Consider the following 17,512-nt stretch of genomic DNA (forward strand, 5'->3'; position numbering starts at 1 on the left):
CTCATAAACACCACACTTCAACCATGCCGATCAGTGTCGATCCGAAACGATCACACTCGAACAAATGAGAAGAGTCTTATGAGCCAGCTATCCGCCGGCACCACTGACCCTGCGCTGCCGGGCGGCCTCCTCGCCGACGCCTGGAGCATCAGCGCCTCGCGTTCCGGCCTCGAGGCTCTGCTCGCCGGGGGCTTCCCCGGCCTTGTGGTCCGCCCGCTGGGTGATGCCGTCTGGCTCAGCGTTGGAGACCCTGCGCTCGCGGGTCTGGCAGCCCAGGCAAGGAAGGAAAGGGGCACCGCCTGGCCGCAGCCCCTCGTCTCGCACTATGCCCGCTACTTCCGGGACGGCAACCGCACGGACTACGAAGGGCTGGTGGCCACGCGCCAGCAGCGTCTGACCCGGGCGGTGGTGATGGCGCTGCTTGCCGGACGCCACGCCGACGTCGATGTCGGTGCGGGCGCAGTTGCAGACGCCGGCGCCCTGGCCGTTGCCCCGGGTGACGCCTCGAATGACGCGACAGGCTGGCTGGATGAGGTGATCGACGGTGTCCACCTGCTGTGTGAACAGAGCTCCTGGAGCTGGGCCGCGCACGATGACGTGTTCACGCGCACCGGCGGGGTAGTGCCGGACAAGTCCCTGCCGTACCTGGACCTCGGGGCCGGCGAAGTTGCGGCGCAGCTCGCGTGGACGGATTACGTGCTGGGCGATGCCCTTGATGACCGGGCACCCGGCCTGCGCCGCAGGATCCGGCAGGAAACAACCGAACGCGCCATCACCCCGTTCCTCGAGCGCCTGGACTGGCATTGGCTCGGCCTTGAGGGTGATGTCCATAACTGGAACCCCTGGATCCACACCAACCTGGTTGCCGCGGCCCTCTTCCTCCTGGACGACCCCCGGCTCCAGGCGGCCACCGTTGCCCGGTGCATCGAAGGCCTGGACCGCTTCCTCGCATCCATCCCCGCCGACGGGGCCATCGACGAGGGTTTCGCCTACTGGTGGAACGGGGCCGGGAGGGCGTTGGAGGGCCTGGCGTTGCTGGAGCAGGCCACGGGCGGTGCGCTCGACGCCGACCTCCCGGTGGTCCGCCAGCTCGCAGCCTTCCCGCACCGCATGCACCTGGGCGGAAACTGGTTCCTCAACGTTGCGGACGGTCCGGCCCGTGCCGCCAACGGCTTGCCGTGGGACATGCTGCACCGCTGGGCCGTGCGCCTGGGTGACAGGGACGCCGCACGGCACGCTGCCGCGTTCGTGTCCGGCCAACCGGATGCGACGGCGGGACTGGGCCGGGTTCTCCATGCACTCCTGGATGGCGCGCGATTGGACCAGGTCCGCACCGACCCGGACCCCGCCCTCCTGAACGGCGTTCCCCTGGACCAAGCAAGCGAAAACGGAATCCAGACCCCGCCGCTGGTTCCGTTCACCTATCTCCCGTCGGTGCAGATCATGGTGGCCCGCGAGGCTGCAGGCACGCAGCAGGGCCTGGTGCTGGCGGCCAAGGGCGGGCACAACGGCGAACATCACAACCACCGCGATGTCGGCTCTGTGGTGGTTGCGGTTGACGGCGTTCCGCTGCTGGTGGACGCCGGCCAGCCCACCTACACGGCCAAGACTTTCGGCCCCGACCGCTACGACATCCGGGCGATGCAAAGTGCCTGGCACAGCGTTCCTGCGCCGTTCGGGCTCGAACAGGGTACCGGCAAGGCATTCGCGGCGGACGTGCTGCGGACGCCAAGTCCTGAAGACCCAACGCTCCAACTTGCACTGGGCGCGGCCTACGGCCTGCACCCGGAGCAGTGGGTCCGGACGTCCTCGCTGGACCGGGAAGCCCGGCAGATCGTCGTCGCAGACCGCTGGAACCTGGCCACGTCCCCAGGAAACCTGGTGAAGGCAAACGCTGATCCGCTGCCCCGCGCAACGCCCGACGTCGACATCACCTACCTCGCGGCCGGCACCGTCCGCCTCGGCCTGGACGGTTCCGCAACAGTCGAGCGCGCCGGTATTCCGGCCGCAGGCATTCCGCCCGTGGGAACTACCTCGGCGGGAACTAGGGCGACGGCCACACAGCTTGCCGGGGACGGCCGGGGGCTGATGCTGCGCTGGGAGCCGGCCGCCGCCGTCGTACTCGTCGACGAATGGCACCTCGACGATCCGCTGCTGGCCGGAGTCTGGGGCGAAAAGTTGACGCGCCTGCGCTTCCGGCTGCCTGAAGGACCCAGCGCCGCCGGCACATTTACCCTGACAGTGGAGGCAACATCATGAGCCCGGAACAACCTCTCGAGGGAGCAGGGAAGTCCCTGTTCTCGCTCCAGCGCCGCGAGCGGCTGATGGAGGAACTGCGTGCCCATGGCGCCATCACGGTCCGTGCCATTGCCGCGAAACTGGGTGTGAGTGAGTTGACCATCCGGCGTGACGTCAACATCCTCGCCGACGAGGGGCTGGTATCGCGCGTCCACGGCGGTGCCACGCTTCCCAGCCGGTTGGACCGGTCGGCCACGGGGGCCCGGCCTCAGCAGCACAGCTATTCCATCGGGATGGTGGTTCCTTCCCTGGACTACTACTGGCCCCAGGTCATCAGCGGCGCCCGTGCGGAGGCCGAGGAGCAGAACCTGCGGATCCTGGTCCGCGGCTCCGCCTACGATGCCGCCGACAACCGCAGGCAGGTCCAGGCCTTGCTCGACACACAAAACATCGACGGGCTGATCGTCGCCCCGGACCTGACCGGCGAGGTGGGGCAGGAACTGCTCCGCTGGCTGAACGCATTGCCCATCCCGGTGGTGCTGGCTGAGCGGCGTTCACCGGGGGAGAACCCGGCCCACCGCCTCGAGTGGGTTGCCACGGACCACGCCTTTGGCGCCGGGATGGCAGTACGGCACCTGTGGCAGGAAGGCCATCGGCAGATCGGCTGCCTGACCGATTCGTCCAGCCCCACCAGCCCCCACGTGGTGCGCGGGTGGCGGCAGGCGCTGGCGGCACTGAAAATCCCGGCGGATGGCGCCGTTCATGAGGATTCGGCCAAACTGCCCACCGGCGGCCGCGCCGCACACTTCGACCATGTCCTGGAACTGTGCAGGACAACAGTGACCACGGCCATGCTGGTCCACTCTGACACCCAGGCCGTGGCGTTTGTGCAGCACTGCGTAGACAGGGGGCTCCAAGTGCCGGGGGACATGGCGATCGTGGGCTACGACGACGAAGTGGCCTACCTTGCAGAGCCCGCCATTTCGGCCGTCCGGCCACCGAAGCAGTACGTGGGCAAGGTGGCTGTCCAGCTCATGGCGGCCCGCCTCGCCGAGGGCCGGATGCGGCCGGTGCACCGGATCGAACTGAACCCGGAGCTGATCCTTCGCGAGTCATCGATCGGTGGGCCGCGTGTGCCTGCCGCCGGCGCGCTGCAGGAATCCCTGTGACGGCCGGCGGGCTGACGGCTCCGCGGGCGTTGCTCCTGAGCGGCGCAGGACGGTACGCGGATCTCTGGCACCCGTTCGCGGAGACTTCCGCGGCGTTGGCGGGCCTCATGCGGGAGGCGGGGTTCGGCGTCGACACCGCGGACGACGTCGATGCTGCGTTGGAAGGGCTGGCTGCACCCGGCGCCGGTGTTCCGGACCTGCTGGTGGTGAACGTGGGCCTGCCCCGGGATGGCCGGCCGTCGCCCGGGACCGCGGAAGCCTCGGCGGGACTGCGGCGCTGGCTGGCGGAGGGCAGGCCCCTGCTGGTGAGCCACGCCAGCTCAACCAGCTTCCTCGATTCCCCCGAGTGGGAGGCCGCGCTGGGCGGCCGCTGGATCCGCGGGACCTCCATGCATCCCGCGTACGGCCCGGCGGAGATCCACGTCCAGCCGGACTCCGGACACGTCGTTGACGGCATCGGAGACTTCGAAGTGCAGGACGAGCGGTACAGCTACCTGCAGACAGCACCGGGGATCACCGTCCATGCCACACACGCCCACGACGGCCACGAACATCCCGTGATGTGGTCCCTGGACCGGCGGCCCGGCCGGACGTTCTACGACGCCCTCGGCCACGACGCTGCCTCCTATCAGTCAGCCGGGCACCGCGAAATCCTGCTGCGTGCCCTCACCTGGCTCACCGCCAGCCAGAAACCCTAGGACCCCATGCCCTCCACCATGACGCCCCTTGCTTTGACCCTGCCGGCATTGGACCGCCAGCTCTCGCCCTACACCGGCCTGACGCGCGGGCACTGGTGCGCCTACGCCGACCATCTGCTGCGCTCCGCCCACTGCTATGGCACCGCGGACCACGCCAACATCCACCTGCCCGGAGCCAACAGCGTCTACGGTCCGCGCAGCGATGCGCTGGAGGCGTTCGCCCGGACGTTCCTGCTGGCCTCCTTCCGGATCGCCGGCGACCCGGCAGCCACGGGCTGGATCGCCGAGTGGTACGCGCGTGGCCTGGACGCGGGCACGGATCCGGCGAACCCGGACCGGTGGCCGACTCCGGGCGAGCTCGACCAGGCCAAAGTGGAGGCCGCCTCCTTGGCCGTGGGGCTGGCACTGACCCGCGACGTGTTGTGGGACAAGCTCTCCCAGCGCGTCCAGGAGCAGCTGGTTGCCTGGTTCGAAACGGTGATCGGCGAGGACTATCCGCCCATCAACTGGGTCTGGTTCCAGATTGTGGTGGAAACCTTCCTGGCCAGTGTCGGCGGACGCGCGTCGGACGGGGACATCGACGCCGGCCTCGCCGTCCACGATTCCCTCTACCGAGGCCACGGCTGGTTTGCCGACGGTCCCGAGCGCGCGTACGACCACTACGTGGGCTGGGCCTTCCAGGTCTACCCGCAGCTCTGGGCGCTGATGGCCCCAGAGGATCCCCGGGTTCAGGCCCGTACCAGGCTCGACGGCGGCCGCCTTGCCGACTACCTCGACGACGCCGCGCACCTCGTCGGTGGAAACGGGGCCCCGCTCATCCAGGGCCGCAGCCTCATCTACCGCTTCGCCGCAGCCGCTCCTTTCTGGACCGGCGAGCTCTCGGGCCACACCCGGCTGCCTCCGGGGCTGAGCCGGCGCGCGGCCTCCGGCATGCTCGATTACTTTGCCCGTCACGGCTCCATCACCGATGACGGCCTGCTCTCGATCGGCTGGCATGGCGAATTCGCCGGAATGCGGCAGTCCTATTCCGGCGCGGGGTCACCGTACTGGGCCGCCAAGGGCTTCCTGGGTCTGGCCCTCCCGGCCGACCACCGGGTGTGGACCGCCGTCGAGGAGCCCTTGCCGGTGGAGGCCGGGGACACGCAACGGTTCATCGCGGCACCGGGCTGGCAGGTGAACGGAACGGCGGCCGACGGCGTCGTCAGAGTACGGAACCACGGCACCGACCACGCCAACGCCGGCGTGGCGGTGGCCGATTCGCCGCTCTACGCGCGGCTGGGATACTCCACCCACACCTTCCCGGACCTTGAGTCCGAATCCCTGGACAACGCGGTGGTGCTGGTGAACGCCGAGGGCCGGTTGACGCACCGCACGGGCTTCGAATTCCTCGGGCAGGAGGACCTCGGCGGGGTCCTGGCCGGCGCCTCCCGCTCCGCGACCAACTGGATCGCGGTGGAGCCCGACGGCGGTCCGGACCACGGCAGCGGGGCCAAGGGCGCCGCGACGCCGGGCCCGCACGTCACTGTCGCGTCGCTGACGCGCGGCGCGGTGGAGGTACGGCTCGTCCGGGTCCGGGGAACGTCCGCGAGCGTCCCGGCGACCCTCCGGATCGGCGGCTGGCCGGTGGATGCCGGGTCCGGGGTGGCCAGCGAAGTCCGTCCATTGGCCGGGTTTGGCCTGCCGATGGAGGACACCGGGCTGGTGGTCCGCGAGAGCCCGCACCCGATGGGGGAGCGGCTCACCATTCCCTGGATCGGCACGGCCGGCGCAGCGGACGACGGCGACTATGCCGCCGTCGTTGTCCTCGCGGGTGGCGCAGGCGCGGAAGCTGACGCCGGCGTCCGGTTTGTCGCGGCGTCCGCGGCCTCCGGCACGGGCGTAGGAGACGGACGGATCGAGTTTGCCGACGGAACGTCCGTTGACCTCCTCGCCGCCTGGCGCCTTTGCGCCGGTTCTGCTTCCTGATTTGCAGGAAACGAAAAAGCTCCCGGCCGGAATGCCAACTGCATCCGGACGGGAGCTTCTCCTGCACTTTACTTCTTGGTTGCGAAGTAGCTCACGCACTGGCCCTGGTTGAAGAAGACCGGAGACGGGCTTGTCTTCCAGCCGTCGTTCCTGCACGCATCCTTGCCCGTAGAGAACACCAGTCGGTACTCCTTGGTGGTGCCGTTCGGAGCAGTGACGGTGGCCACCGCCGTCGGGTTTTCAGCCGTTGCCTGCCGGACGGTCACCTTCGCGTTCGTGTCCAAGGCGTAGCCGCTGACGGCGCGTTGCGGCGTCGTCGTCAATACCCGGTACTCAGTGGTTGCGGCGGAGAGGCCCACCACCGATGCCTGGTTCACGAGGAGCCGGCCAAGGTCAGTCAGCCCTGCTTCGCCCACGCGGGTGCCGGCGATGGCCACCTCGGCGACCTTTGTGAAGGAGCCCGTGGTGACGAACGAAACCCGGATGCCGCGGGTGGTCACCGGAGCAAACCGGACGGTGACAGGTGCTGCCGTGGTCAGGCCGGTGATGGTTCCCGCCGAGGTGTCCTGCCATACGCCGGAGGCATCCTGGTACTGGACCTTGAGGCTCTGGGCCGCCTTTTCTGCAGAGGTCACCGTGACGGAGTCCACTGTGTAGTCGCGGCTAAAGGCGTAGCCCAGACTGTCGCCGTTCCGGCCACCGCTCACCCAGTTGGACCACCGGGTGGCGTCGTTGGCATCGCAGGTGTTTTTGGCGATGTAGGAGCCTTCCGTGTAGCCGGCGGTGACGGCGGTGGTGGGATCGTCCTTGCAGATGTTGCTGCTCGGCACGCGGTCCACCACGATGACCGTCAGGACCGCGTCCAACTGGCCGTCGGAACCGGTAGCCTTGCCCGGCACTGTGACAGTTCCGGCGGCCTGCAAGGCTGCGGCATCAAGGCCGGCCCAGTCCCACGTCACCGGGAGCGGGTTCCGGGCAGGGCCGGCACCGATCTGGCCGGGCACGGTGGCGGGAGCTGCGGCCTGGACGTCAGCCAGTGTGGCGCCTGTACCAACCGTGGCCGACGCCGGATCTGTGGCGACGTACCGGCCCACCGTGACGGTGAGTTCGGCGTCGTCGAACGCCTGGCCGTAGGGATCCACGCCGGAACCACGGACGGTCAATGTGCCTTCCTTATGCCACGCTGCCGGGTCGACGGCGTCCCAGGTGACTGGGAGCGGACGTCCCAGGCCCGCCTCATAGAGGGGAGCCACCGTGCCGGGAAGGACAGGGGCGACGCCGGTGGGAGTGCTGAGCTCCACCCGTTCGGTGCCGAGGAGCACCAGATCCGCCAGGTCCGTAAAGGCCCAGGACTGGTGGGGACCCGAGGTGGCAGTTGCGGTCGTTCCTGTCGACGACGCCAGCGCGACTCCGGTCCCGGCCGCGGTCTGGTTGCCCGAAACCTGCAGGGCGCTCGCCGCGGCCGCGTTCACCAAGGACCACTGCTTGCCGTTCTCAGTGGTCACTATCCACTGTGCAGAAGGAGTGGCCTTGGCCTGCTCCAAGCTGAGGGAAGCAAGTGAAGCGGCGCCCGACTGGCTCGCGTTCAGAACCCCACCGTTGCCCGTGAGTACCCGGCCGTCCTTGTTCGTCAGGACCCAGCGGCGGTTGTTGGCGAACTCATCGTCGCTGTTGACCGCGTGGAACGTCCACTGCTGCGGGCCGACGCCGGCCGCATCCGTGCCCAGTTCCTCGATCGAGGCGCTGTCGTTGGCAAGCGCCGTCAGGTACTTGCCGCTTGCCTCACCGGTGAGGTGGTAGCTGTGGCCGTCCTGCATAGGTGCGGCGTCGTCCGAAACTCCACTGACGCCGTCGACGACGAACGTCACCACGGATGCGGCAGGAACGTCCAGCGTCGCGGACTTGGCGGCGGCATCGACGGCGACCGGGGCGCCCTTGACCAGCGCGTTGCGCTCGATGTCGTCCAACGGTGACTTGGTGGTGACTACGGGCGTGACGGTGGCGCCGGGGGCAATACTGCCGAAGCGGCTGAGGTCCAGGGTGACCTTTTCCGGCGTCGGGGTGTCATTGAAGTGCACCAGGGTGGCGCCCTTGCCGTCTGCGCGCAGGGCGCTGGCGGTCTTGGCGTTGTCGTTCTGGATGAGGAAGTCGCCCGGCCGGATGTAGTGCGTGAAGTTCCGGGTGGTGTTGTACTTCTGGTTGGTCAGGACCTTGCACTTGGCTTGGTCCTGGGACGCGCCGTCGTTGAGCCGTCGGTTGGAGAAGCCCTCCCGGCCGTCATAGTTGCAGTCGAAGTCGACGTAGATGGAACCCCAGCCCTTGTCGCCCTTTTCCTGCTTGTAGGTGTCCTCGACGGGCTGCCAGAAGACCCAGGCGTCCGGGTCGAGTTCGCGGAGATCGTTGACCATGCGGCCGGCGATGCCCAGGCCGTTGGTGATATTGGAGCGGTCCCAGCCGCTGGTGGAGTCGCCGAGCGCAGGATTGCCGGTCCAGAAGCCGCCCACCTCGCTCATCCAGAGGGGCTTGTCCGTGGAGTTGGCCAGGTCGCGGACGCGGCGGCGGTCATTGGTGCCGTATGTATGGACATTTAGCTGTGCAACGGCGTCCTTGGCTTCCTGGCTGTAACCGTTCCAGTTGGTCATGAACTTGGACGGGTCGGTCTCATCCATTGCCGAGATGACGGCGTCCGTGCTGGTCCCGTCCTTGGCCAGTTCAGCGGCGAGCAGCCTGGTGACGCGGTCCTGGGCGGCCGGGTAGATCAGGGCGCCCTCCTGCTTCTGCGTGTAGTTGGTTGGTGGTTTGGCCGTTGCTGCGTTGATATCCGTGCCCCAGTAGCCGGAGTTAGGTTCGTTGAACGGATCGATGGTGTCAATCTTGATGCCGCTGCCGGTTTCAAGAAGTTCGACCGCGTGCTTCATGTAGGCGGCGAACTTGCCTTCCGCCTGGGGCAGCAGGTTCTCGCCCTTGTTCGAGTTGACCTGCCCGGACACATAGCCGCTCTTGGTCATGAACCATGGCGGGGAGTTGCTGAAAGCCTCCCAGTGGGTGATCTGCTGCTCGGCCGCGAGCTTTTCCACCCACCAGCGCTGGTTCTGGTCGGCGTCGGGGTTGTAGGACGCGGGATCGTCAGGGTTCCACTGGTTCAGGAAGGCCAGCTTGTTCGCCTGCGTTTTGTCCACTGAGCCGTCGGGGTTGTAGAGGTTCGAGGGCGCGGCGCCGGCGGCGGGCTCCGTGACGGGCTTCCACCATCCCTCCACAGCGCTGCCGTCGTTGAGGTAGTCGGTTACATCGGAGGCGTTCCCGCCGCCCACGTTGTAGCGGGCGATGTTCAGGTTCAGGCCGTCTTAGCCGAACACTTTCTGGTAGAGCTCCTCCCGCAGCTCGGGAGAGTAGCCCGCGGTCGCATTGGCGAACCAGACCAGGCTGGTGCCCCAGCCCTCGAACGCCTCGCCGCGGCTGGCGGGGTTCGCGGTGATGGTCACTGGGGTTGGCTCTTCTGCGGCGGCGGCAGGAGGCGTCGCCGGCGCCAGGGCCAGCCCAGCCGCGGCAGTGACGGCCGCTGCCAGCACAGCCACCGGCCTTCGGATTCTTCGTGCGGAGAACGTCATTGTTGTACCTCGGGGTCTCGGGTGCGCTGATCCGGCCGATGCCGGGGTCCGATGCGTTGCGGATCCGCCGAGGCCGGGCACAGTGAGACTATGGTTGGGCTGTGTGTGCTTCAAGGGATATGAACACGCTCGTTCGGAGTCGGTCACAGGTGTTCATCGCGACCCTCCCGCGTGTGAGGGATCGTTCAGCGCGCCTCAAGGATGAGCGACAGCAACCGTGCGGCGGCCGGCCGGGCGGCGTGTTCCTCGGTCCATTGAGCCCTGGCCACGGCTTTGCTGACGGCCTGCGTGGTGATCCCCAGTTCGTGGGCGACGGCTTTCTGCTGTCCGCGGACACCCGGGGTCATCAGGTCAAGGACCCGCCACTCGGCTCCGGACCGGTCCCTGACGATGTGGCCGAGGAGCCGGAGGACCGATTCGGCTTCGTGGGCAAGGTCGGCGAGCGGCCCTTCCACGGCCACAGGGATGCGTTCCTTGACGTTGCGGAGCCTGTCCACAGCACGCCGGGCGTAGACCAGGCCGTGCCCGGAGGCGTCCTTGATCTGGTTGGGCAGAGGTTCATTGACGGGTCCCACGCCCAGGCCCACGTACCAGGAGCCGCAGCGCAGGGCGATCAGTGCCGCTTCCACTGCCTGGTGCGGGGAATCGACAATGCCCTGGACTTCGTCTTCCACCGAGCGGTCAAAATCAAGGCGCGCGGGAATGTGCCGCAGGTCCTTCAAAAGTTGTGGAACGCGGTCGCCGTCGCGCCGGCTGTCGGTCTGGTTGATGGTCAACGTGAACATGTGAAAAACAGACTACCCGCTGGTAGCAGGCTGAGGGCAAGCGAACGTGGGGGCTTGCGGCAGGTCGGGGGTGTGTCCGGGTTGTGCAGGCGCGACGAAGATGTTGCGATGGAGGGACGGCCGCCCACGGGCGGCGCGCAGCGACGTGAGGACGGTCATGACCGGCAGCCCGCAGGATGAACTGATGCAGAACGACGTGACGCAGGACGACCTGGATCTTGTGGACCGCTGGTGGCGCGCCGCGAACTATCTTTCCGTGGGGCAGATTTACCTCCGCGCCAACCCGCTGCTCCGGGAGCCCCTCGCCGCGGACCACACCAAGTCCCGCCTGCTGGGGCACTGGGGAACCACGCCGGGGCTGAACTTCGTGTACGCCCACCTGAACCGCATCATCCGCAGGGACTCACAGGAGATGCTGTTCGTTGCCGGACCCGGGCATGGCGGGCCGGCTGTGGTGGCCAACGCCTGGCTCGAAGGGACCTACTCGGAAATCTACGGCGCCGTGGGCACGGACGAGGCGGGCCTGGCGGAGCTGTTCCGCCAGTTCTCCTACCCGGGCGGCATTCCCAGCCACGCCGCGCCGGAGACGCCCGGGTCCATCAGCGAGGGCGGCGAACTGGGGTACGCGCTCGCCCACGCGTACGGGTCCGTGTTCGACAATCCCCAACTGATCACCGCCGTCGTGATTGGTGACGGCGAAGCGGAAACGGGGCCGCTCGCGGCAAGCTGGCACTCGCACAACTTCCTGGATCCCGTACACGACGGCGCCGTGCTGCCCATCCTGCACCTGAACGGCTACAAAATCGCCAACCCAACCATTCTGGCGCGCATGCCGGAGGAGCAGTTGGAGCAGCTGCTCCGCGGCTACGGGCATGAGCCGTACTTCGTCACGGTCGCTGACCCCGATGACACCGTTATGGCGCACCGCGACTTCGCCGCCGCCCTTGAGTCGTGCTTGGCCGGCATCCGCACCATCCAGGAGTCCCGCCGCGGCGGTTCGGGTCAGGAAGGGACGGACGACGGCGGTGCTGAAGCAGGTGCCGCACCGCGCTGGCCAATGCTTGTGCTGCGCTCACCGAAGGGCTGGACCGGGCCGCGGACGGTGGACGGTAAACAGGTGGAAGGCACATGGCGGAGCCATCAGGTCCCCCTATCCGAGGTCCGCACCAACGGAGAGCATCTTAGGCAGCTTGAGGAGTGGCTCACGTCGTACCGTCCGGAGGAACTGTTCGACGCCGACGGACGGCTCCGGCCCGACGTCGCCGCGAATGCGCCGTCCGGAAACCTCCGGATGAGCGCCACTCCGCACGCCAACGGCGGAGTGCTGCGCAAACCGCTCAAGCTGCCCGCCTACTCGGCCCACGCCGTCGAGGTTCAGCAACCGGGAACCGAACGGATCAGCCCCATGATCACGCTCGGATCCTGGATACGCGACGTCATCGCGCTGAACATGGAGACCTTCCGACTCTTCGGGCCCGACGAAACGGCATCCAACCGGCTGCAGGATGTCTATGAGGTCACCGACAAGGTGTGGCAGTACCGGATTGACGACGTCGACGAGCACCTTGCCCGGTCGGGCCGGGTTCTGGAGGTGCTGAGCGAGCACCTTTGCCAGGGCTGGCTGGAGGGCTATCTCCTGACCGGCCGGCACGGGGTGTTCAGCTGCTACGAGGCCTTCATCCACATCGTGGATTCGATGTTCAACCAGCACGCCAAATGGCTCAAGGTCCACCGGAAGCTCCCGTGGCGCCAGCCCGTGCCGTCGCTGAACTATCTGCTCTCATCACATGTGTGGCAGCAGGACCACAACGGGTTCTCACACCAGGATCCGGGGTTCATCGACCACGCGGTGAACAAAAAAGCCGAGGTCATCCGGGTGTATCTGCCGCCGGACGTGAACACGCTGCTCTCGGTCATGGAGCACTGCCTGGCGTCAACGGATTACGTCAACATCGTGGTCAGCGGCAAGCAGCCGTCACCCACGTGGCTGGGCCCGGCGGACGCAGCGAACCACTGCCGCCGGGGGCTGGGAATCTGGGAGTTCGCAGGGTCCGAGGTGCCCGGGGAGGAACCGGATGTGGTACTCGCCTGCGCCGGTGACGTGCCGACGGTGGAGACCGTGGCTGCCGCGGAACTGCTGAAGGAGGGCGCCCCCGGCTTAAAGGTCCGGGTGGTCAACGTGGTGGACCTGATGCGGCTCCAGGATGCGAGCGAGCACCCGCACGGGCTGACGTCGCGGGACTTTGACGGAATTTTCACCCCTGACAAGCCCATCATTTTCGCCTACCACGGCTATCCGGCGCTGATCCACAGGCTGGCTTACCGTCGCACCAACCAGGAGGGCCTGCACGTCCGCGGCTACAAGGAGGAGGGGACCACCACCACGCCGTTCGACATGGCCATGCTCAACGGCATCGACCGGTTCCAGCTGGCCATCGACGCGATCGACCGCGTGCCCGGCCTGACGGAGAAGCACTCGCTGCTGCGCCAGGACCTTCAGGACCGGCGGATGCAGGCCCGCGAACACACCCGGGCCGAGGGTGAGGACCCGGAGGACATCCGGAACTGGACCCTCAACGGTCAGCAGAAAGGCGGTTAGGTGTCCTGGAGACCGGCGAGCCCGCCGGAGGGGACGTGGATCCAGCCTTCGGTCAGGGCCGCCGCCGCGTGCGAAGCCGGTGGACGGAGGGTCTGGCCCAGGGCGACAGCGCGGGCGGTCAACGACGCAATCACCGCGTCAAAGAGGTCGTCGGATGCGGCCAGTCGGTCCTCGTGGCCGGCAAAGTCCAGCCACGGTGCCGCCGCTTTCAGATGCTCCAGAATCACGCCAAGGCGTTCCGTTTCGGGAGCGCCCCGGCCCTTGTAGCCCCGGGCCAGGAGGCCCCATACCTTCAGGGCCGCCGCAGGGTAGACCTCCGCCAAGCGGCCGGACCCGTCCCTGGCCTGCGGCCCATGCTCCACGGCGATCTTGGCTTGGATCACGGCGCACCGCATGGCCGGGTGGGCGAGTCGGTCGGCTGAAACACTGAGCGGGATCAGGCCGGTGTGCGCGGTGACGAAGCGGTCAGTGTCCCGGTAGGCCAGGAGGCGGCGCCCCTCAATGCCGTCGTGGTCCAGGACCGGACGGGCATCAAGATTCAGGTGGCCGGCGAGGAACGGCAGGAAGGCGTCCGGCCAGCCGACGGGGCAGTCGATTCCGGTCATGGAACTGCCGCCGAACAGTTCCACGATTTCCCGGTCATGAACGTCGAGGGCAAGGTGCTCCAGGCGGGCATCCCCGCCGTCCCATGCCAGGAGGGCCACCGCCGTCTTCTTGGTGGCCGCGGCAAGATCGACGCCGAGCGTCCTCATGCAGCGGCGCGGTACTTGAGTGCCCCGGGAATGCTGCCCGTTTCACCAAGGTCCTCACCGCGGGCGAAAGTGGCCCACAGCCGGCGCACCTCCCGGCCAACGGCGTCAATCTCATCCCAGGTGGCCCCCGTGAGCAGCCCGGCAGCGGCCCAGGTCTGCTGGTTCCCGAACAGCAGCGGCAAGTCAACCGTGTGTGCGGCGCGGTAGAAATTTCCGGGCGCACCCCAGGACAACACGTAGCTGTGCGCCGTTCCGCCGGCCCGGGCATGCCGGCGGGCAAACTTCCGGGCAGCCCTGCCGTAGACCGCTTCGGTCACAGCCCAGTTGATGGCCTTGACGGCGGCGCTGCCTAGCACGGGGACTCTGCGCAGCACACGTACCAGCCGGGTGCGCGGCATGAACAGCCTGGCTTCATCGGAAGTGTGTCCGATCAGCACCTCGATGCCCGGCGCGGTCGCGTTCCAGGCCGCCTCAATCTCCGATTCGGATGGAAGGGGCGCATGGCCGTACTGCGTGCCGAACGGCATGGCCGCTATCAGTCCGTACCTGCGTGCCACCTGAGACACATGGTCCTCGATGGCCACAACCTCGAGCATGGGCGTGTCCTCAGTGACCGCTTCCGCAGCGATGCCCATGTCGCGGCTCATCTTGTGCCGGCCGCGGGTGATACCCAGCGGGGCACTCTGGATAATCGCCCGCTGGAACAGCGACGGCGCTTCCGGCGTCGCCATCAGGTGGGCAACGGAGTCGCCACCGGCCGACTGCCCGAAAGCCGTTACGCGGTGCGGATCCCCGCCAAAGGCTGCGATGTTGCGCTGCACCCAACGGAACGCTTCCAACTGGTCCAGCAGGCCGAGGTTGGCAGGCCGGCCGGTCCCCGTGGCCAGGTATCCGAACAAACCAAGCCGGTACGTTACCGAAACCACGATGACCCGGTTTTCTGCCACCAGGGACGCAGCGTCAAAGATCGCCAGGTCGCCGGAGCCGGACGTGTACGAGCCGCCGTGCAGCCACACCATGACCGGGACCCGCTCGTCCTCGGCCAGGCCGGCAGGCACGGTGATCGAGAGACGCTGGCAGTCCTCACTGCCGGGGAGTTCGCCGTAGCGTGTGCCGAGGACATCGTCGAGGAACGGAACGGGGCCCTGCGGGCAGGCCGGCGCCAAGGTAGTGGCGGCAAAGTCAGCGGTCCAGTCCGGCGCGGCCACCGGGGGTTGGAAACGGCCGGCAGCGGCGTAGGGGATGCCGGTGGCGCGCACAACCTCACCGTCCCGCCACCCGGTGACGGGCCCGCACGGCGGTTTAAAATACGGAGGATTAAATGAAGGCTCTGAACTCACAGCCCAACGATTCCACACATTTACTTCGGCGGGGCAACAGAAAATCCCCGTCTCCCGGACCTTTCCCCACCGCATGACGCGGGGAGTTGTCCGGGAGACGGGGATTTATGGGGGAGCCGCACCAACGCGGGGCCGCCGATGGGACTAGTGGCCCGCTGCCGGCACGTAACGCTTGATGGATGCTTCCAGCTCGGCCTCGGCGGCGGCGCGGTCGCCCCAGCCTTCAGCCTTGACCCACTTGCCCGGCTCCAGGTCCTTGTAGCGGGTGAAGAAGTGCTCGATCTCCTTGATCAGGAATTCGCTGACATCGCTGACTTCCTGGATGTGGTCGAAGCGGGCATCAACCGGGACGCACAGAACCTTGGCGTCGCCGCCGCCGTCGTCGGTCATGTTGAAAACGCCGATGGGGCGGGACTCAACGATGACGCCCGGGTGCAGATCGAAGTCCTGCAGGAGCACCAGCGCATCCAGGGGATCGCCGTCTTCGCCCAGGGTGTTCTCGAAGAATCCGTAGTGCGTGGGGTACTGCATGGAGGTGAAGAGGACGCGGTCCAGGCGGACGCGGCCGGTCTCGTGGTCAACTTCGTACTTGACGCGTGATCCCTTGGGGATCTCGATGGTCACGTCATGCTTCATGGGAATTCTCCTCGGCAATTGCAGGGGTTCGCGGCACGGGAGACGGACCACAAAGGAGTGTCGGTGCCGCCGACTATTATTGAGGATATAGCGAGAGGCCCAGGTTTCAGGAACTTGCGGGGAAATTTCAGGACTTGAGGACCAGCAGCAGCATGAAGGAAACATCGCGCCCCGCAGGGTTAAAGGTGGCGTCCGAGAGGCGGTTCAAGACGGCGTTCAAGGACGCCGCCCCCTCCGCAGTGAAGCGTGCAGGCCGCAGCGTGCGGCAGTTCTGGCCGCTGGCCGCCCTGTTGGCCCTGATGCTGGCGCTTGCCGTTCCCGCGGCCGTGGTGGTTGCGCCCGGCTTTATCGGTCCTGAGCCGCCCGCGGCCGCTCCCGCCACGCCGGCCTGGCAACTGCCCCCGGCCGCACTGTCCGCCCGCCAAGGCCTCTCCCCGCTTACGGACAGCGCACCGGCGCCGCTGCCGGAGGCCGTCACGGCGCAGCTGGACTCCTTGTTAAAGTCCGACGGCGACGGCAGCTTCACGGGGCTTGTCCAGGATGCGCTCACCGGCAATGTCCTCTATGACCGTGGCGGTTCGGAGAACCGGGTCCCCGCCTCCAACATGAAGCTGTTCACCGCGGTGGCCGCCCTGCGGGCGCTTGGGCCCGACCACCGATTCAGCACCCGGGTCGTGGCTGGATCCGACGCCACCAAGGTGGTGCTCACCGGCGGCGGCGATGTGCTCCTCAGCGCAGGCGAATCCGCGCCGGACCAGGTGATGGGCCACGCCGGGCTGGCCAGCCTTGCCGCGGCCACCGTCGCAGCACTTCAAGCAAACGGAACAACCGGCGAGCTGTCGGTCCTGGTGGACGATTCCCTGTTCAGCGGACCGGCCCTGAACCCGGCGTGGGCTGACGGGGACGTTGCAGCGGGCGAGGCGGCGCCGCTGTACCCGCTGGCACTGAACTCGGCACGCTACAACCCGGCCGTCACCACGGGACCGCGCCCGCAGGACTCGGCGGTTACCGCTGCGGAGGCGTTCGCCGGGCAGCTCAAGGCGGCAGGTGCCGCTGCAGGACTCACGGTGGCTGCCGGCGTCGGGCGGTCCGCTGCGCCCGGCACCGTAAACGGTGCGACCGTACAACTGGCGGAGGTGCAGTCCGCCACGGTCGCCGAACAGGTGGGCCTGATGCTGGAGTCCTCTGACAATTACCTGGCCGAGGTTCTGGGGCGGATGGCCGCCGCGGCTGCGGGGGCGCCCGCGAGCAACGACGGCGCCACGGCCGCCGTCCGTGCACAGCTTGCCGAGCTGGGCATCGCCACCCCAGCCATGCGGTTCGCGGACGTGTCCGGACTGGCAATGGGTAACCAGGCCTCCGCCCGCCAGTTGGCCGACGTGGTGCGTGCCATCACCACCGGAACGGATCGCCGGCTGCGGGCAGCGCTGGATGGGTTCCCGGTGGCCGCACTGTCCGGAACACTGGATGCCCGCTACGAGGATGCTTCAACGTCCCGCGGCGCCGGCCTGGTCCGGGCTAAGACCGGCACGTTGAACTCGGTCATCGCGCTCAGCGGCTACGTGGTGGACGCCGACGGACGCCTGCTGGTCTTCTCGTTCATCGGCAACGGACTGACGCCCGGCGCGGCCGGGAACCGCGAGGCCGTGGACCGTGCCGCGTCGGCACTCGCCGCCTGCGGCTGCCGGTAGCGCCCGCAGGAGCGGCCGTCCCGCAAGAACG

12 protein-coding genes are annotated in these 17,512 nt (G+C 67.8%); 6 read left to right on the forward strand and 6 right to left on the reverse strand.

Going from position 1 to position 17,512, the window contains the following annotated elements; translation table 11 throughout:
* The first annotated feature begins 78 nt into the window (after positions 1-78).
* The 4 genes from IAQ70_RS14945 to IAQ70_RS14960 are packed head-to-tail and all read left to right on the forward strand — an operon-like array spanning position 79 to position 6,070.
* The gene (locus IAQ70_RS14945) at positions 79-2,259 is read left to right on the forward strand and encodes a heparinase II/III family protein (protein ID WP_190990108.1); all 2,181 of its coding nucleotides are present in this window, start codon (positions 79-81) and stop codon (positions 2,257-2,259) included.
* Entirely contained in the window at positions 2,256-3,407 is a 1,152-nt protein-coding gene (locus IAQ70_RS14950) for a LacI family DNA-binding transcriptional regulator (RefSeq protein ID WP_190990109.1), read from the forward strand. The genes IAQ70_RS14945 and IAQ70_RS14950 overlap by 4 nt, the downstream gene beginning before the upstream one ends.
* Entirely contained in the window at positions 3,404-4,105 is a 702-nt protein-coding gene (locus tag IAQ70_RS14955; RefSeq protein WP_317983674.1) for a ThuA domain-containing protein, read from the forward strand. Before IAQ70_RS14950 ends, IAQ70_RS14955 begins: the two co-directional genes overlap by 4 nt.
* A gap of 6 nt (positions 4,106-4,111) precedes the next feature.
* Entirely contained in the window at positions 4,112-6,070 is a 1,959-nt protein-coding gene (locus IAQ70_RS14960; RefSeq protein WP_223860108.1) for a DUF2264 domain-containing protein, read from the forward strand.
* A 68-nt stretch (positions 6,071-6,138) separates the two neighbouring features.
* Here the strand turns inward: IAQ70_RS14960 and IAQ70_RS14965 are convergent, their stop codons facing one another.
* The 3 genes from IAQ70_RS14965 to IAQ70_RS14975 form a co-directional block, all read right to left on the reverse strand.
* Entirely contained in the window at positions 6,139-9,381 is a 3,243-nt protein-coding gene (locus IAQ70_RS14965) for a glycoside hydrolase (RefSeq protein ID WP_190990110.1), read from the reverse strand.
* A 33-nt stretch (positions 9,382-9,414) separates the two neighbouring features.
* Complete coding sequence (locus IAQ70_RS14970; protein WP_190990111.1) at positions 9,415-9,678, reverse strand: hypothetical protein; 264 nt, start codon at positions 9,676-9,678, stop codon at positions 9,415-9,417.
* 185 nt (positions 9,679-9,863) lie between these two features.
* On the reverse strand, positions 9,864-10,463 hold the full coding sequence (locus IAQ70_RS14975; RefSeq protein ID WP_190990112.1) for a hypothetical protein: 600 nt from the start codon (positions 10,461-10,463) through the stop codon (positions 9,864-9,866).
* Positions 10,464-10,620: 157 nt separating this feature from the next.
* On the opposite strand from IAQ70_RS14975, the gene IAQ70_RS14980 reads away from it, so the two are divergent.
* Positions 10,621-13,062 (forward strand): phosphoketolase family protein, encoded by a 2,442-nt coding sequence (locus IAQ70_RS14980; RefSeq protein WP_190990113.1) that lies wholly within the window; start codon positions 10,621-10,623, stop codon positions 13,060-13,062.
* On the opposite strand, the gene IAQ70_RS14985 is transcribed toward IAQ70_RS14980, so the two are convergent.
* The 3 genes from IAQ70_RS14985 to IAQ70_RS14995 form a co-directional block, all read right to left on the reverse strand.
* A complete protein-coding gene (locus tag IAQ70_RS14985) occupies positions 13,059-13,814 on the reverse strand; it encodes a DUF429 domain-containing protein (protein WP_190990114.1) in 756 nt (251 codons plus the stop codon). The two genes, IAQ70_RS14980 and IAQ70_RS14985, sit on opposite strands and share 4 nt — an antisense overlap.
* Positions 13,811-15,154 (reverse strand): carboxylesterase family protein, encoded by a 1,344-nt coding sequence (locus tag IAQ70_RS14990; protein ID WP_317983675.1) that lies wholly within the window; start codon positions 15,152-15,154, stop codon positions 13,811-13,813. The genes IAQ70_RS14985 and IAQ70_RS14990 overlap by 4 nt, the downstream gene beginning before the upstream one ends.
* Positions 15,155-15,298: 144 nt before the next feature.
* The gene (locus IAQ70_RS14995) at positions 15,299-15,790 is read right to left on the reverse strand and encodes an inorganic diphosphatase (RefSeq protein WP_039239147.1); all 492 of its coding nucleotides are present in this window, start codon (positions 15,788-15,790) and stop codon (positions 15,299-15,301) included.
* Positions 15,791-16,089: 299 nt separating this feature from the next.
* On the opposite strand from IAQ70_RS14995, the gene dacB reads away from it, so the two are divergent.
* The gene (gene dacB / locus IAQ70_RS15000; protein WP_223860124.1) at positions 16,090-17,481 is read left to right on the forward strand and encodes a D-alanyl-D-alanine carboxypeptidase/D-alanyl-D-alanine endopeptidase; all 1,392 of its coding nucleotides are present in this window, start codon (positions 16,090-16,092) and stop codon (positions 17,479-17,481) included.
* The last annotated feature ends 31 nt before the right edge of the window (positions 17,482-17,512 follow it).

Origin of the sequence: Pseudarthrobacter sulfonivorans (genome assembly GCF_014712225.1) — a bacterium.
In the GTDB taxonomy this organism is placed as follows: Bacteria; Actinomycetota; Actinomycetes; order Actinomycetales; family Micrococcaceae; genus Arthrobacter; species Arthrobacter sulfonivorans.

Excerpts from the sequence above, each read along its gene's own strand:
- IAQ70_RS14945 (WP_190990108.1), top strand. The coding sequence starts at position 79 with ATGAGCCAGCTATCCGCCGGCACCACTGACCCTGCGCTGCCGGGCGGC.
- IAQ70_RS14950 (WP_190990109.1), top strand. The coding sequence starts at position 2,256 with ATGAGCCCGGAACAACCTCTCGAGGGAGCAGGGAAGTCCCTGTTCTCG.
- IAQ70_RS14960 (WP_223860108.1), top strand. The coding sequence starts at position 4,112 with ATGCCCTCCACCATGACGCCCCTTGCTTTGACCCTGCCGGCATTGGAC.
- IAQ70_RS14970 (WP_190990111.1), bottom strand. The coding sequence starts at position 9,678 with ATGACGTTCTCCGCACGAAGAATCCGAAGGCCGGTGGCTGTGCTGGCA.
- IAQ70_RS14975 (WP_190990112.1), bottom strand. The coding sequence starts at position 10,463 with ATGTTCACGTTGACCATCAACCAGACCGACAGCCGGCGCGACGGCGAC.
- IAQ70_RS14980 (WP_190990113.1), top strand. The coding sequence starts at position 10,621 with ATGACCGGCAGCCCGCAGGATGAACTGATGCAGAACGACGTGACGCAG.
- IAQ70_RS14985 (WP_190990114.1), bottom strand. The coding sequence starts at position 13,814 with ATGAGGACGCTCGGCGTCGATCTTGCCGCGGCCACCAAGAAGACGGCG.
- IAQ70_RS14995 (WP_039239147.1), bottom strand. The coding sequence starts at position 15,790 with ATGAAGCATGACGTGACCATCGAGATCCCCAAGGGATCACGCGTCAAG.
- dacB (WP_223860124.1), top strand. The coding sequence starts at position 16,090 with ATGCTGGCGCTTGCCGTTCCCGCGGCCGTGGTGGTTGCGCCCGGCTTT.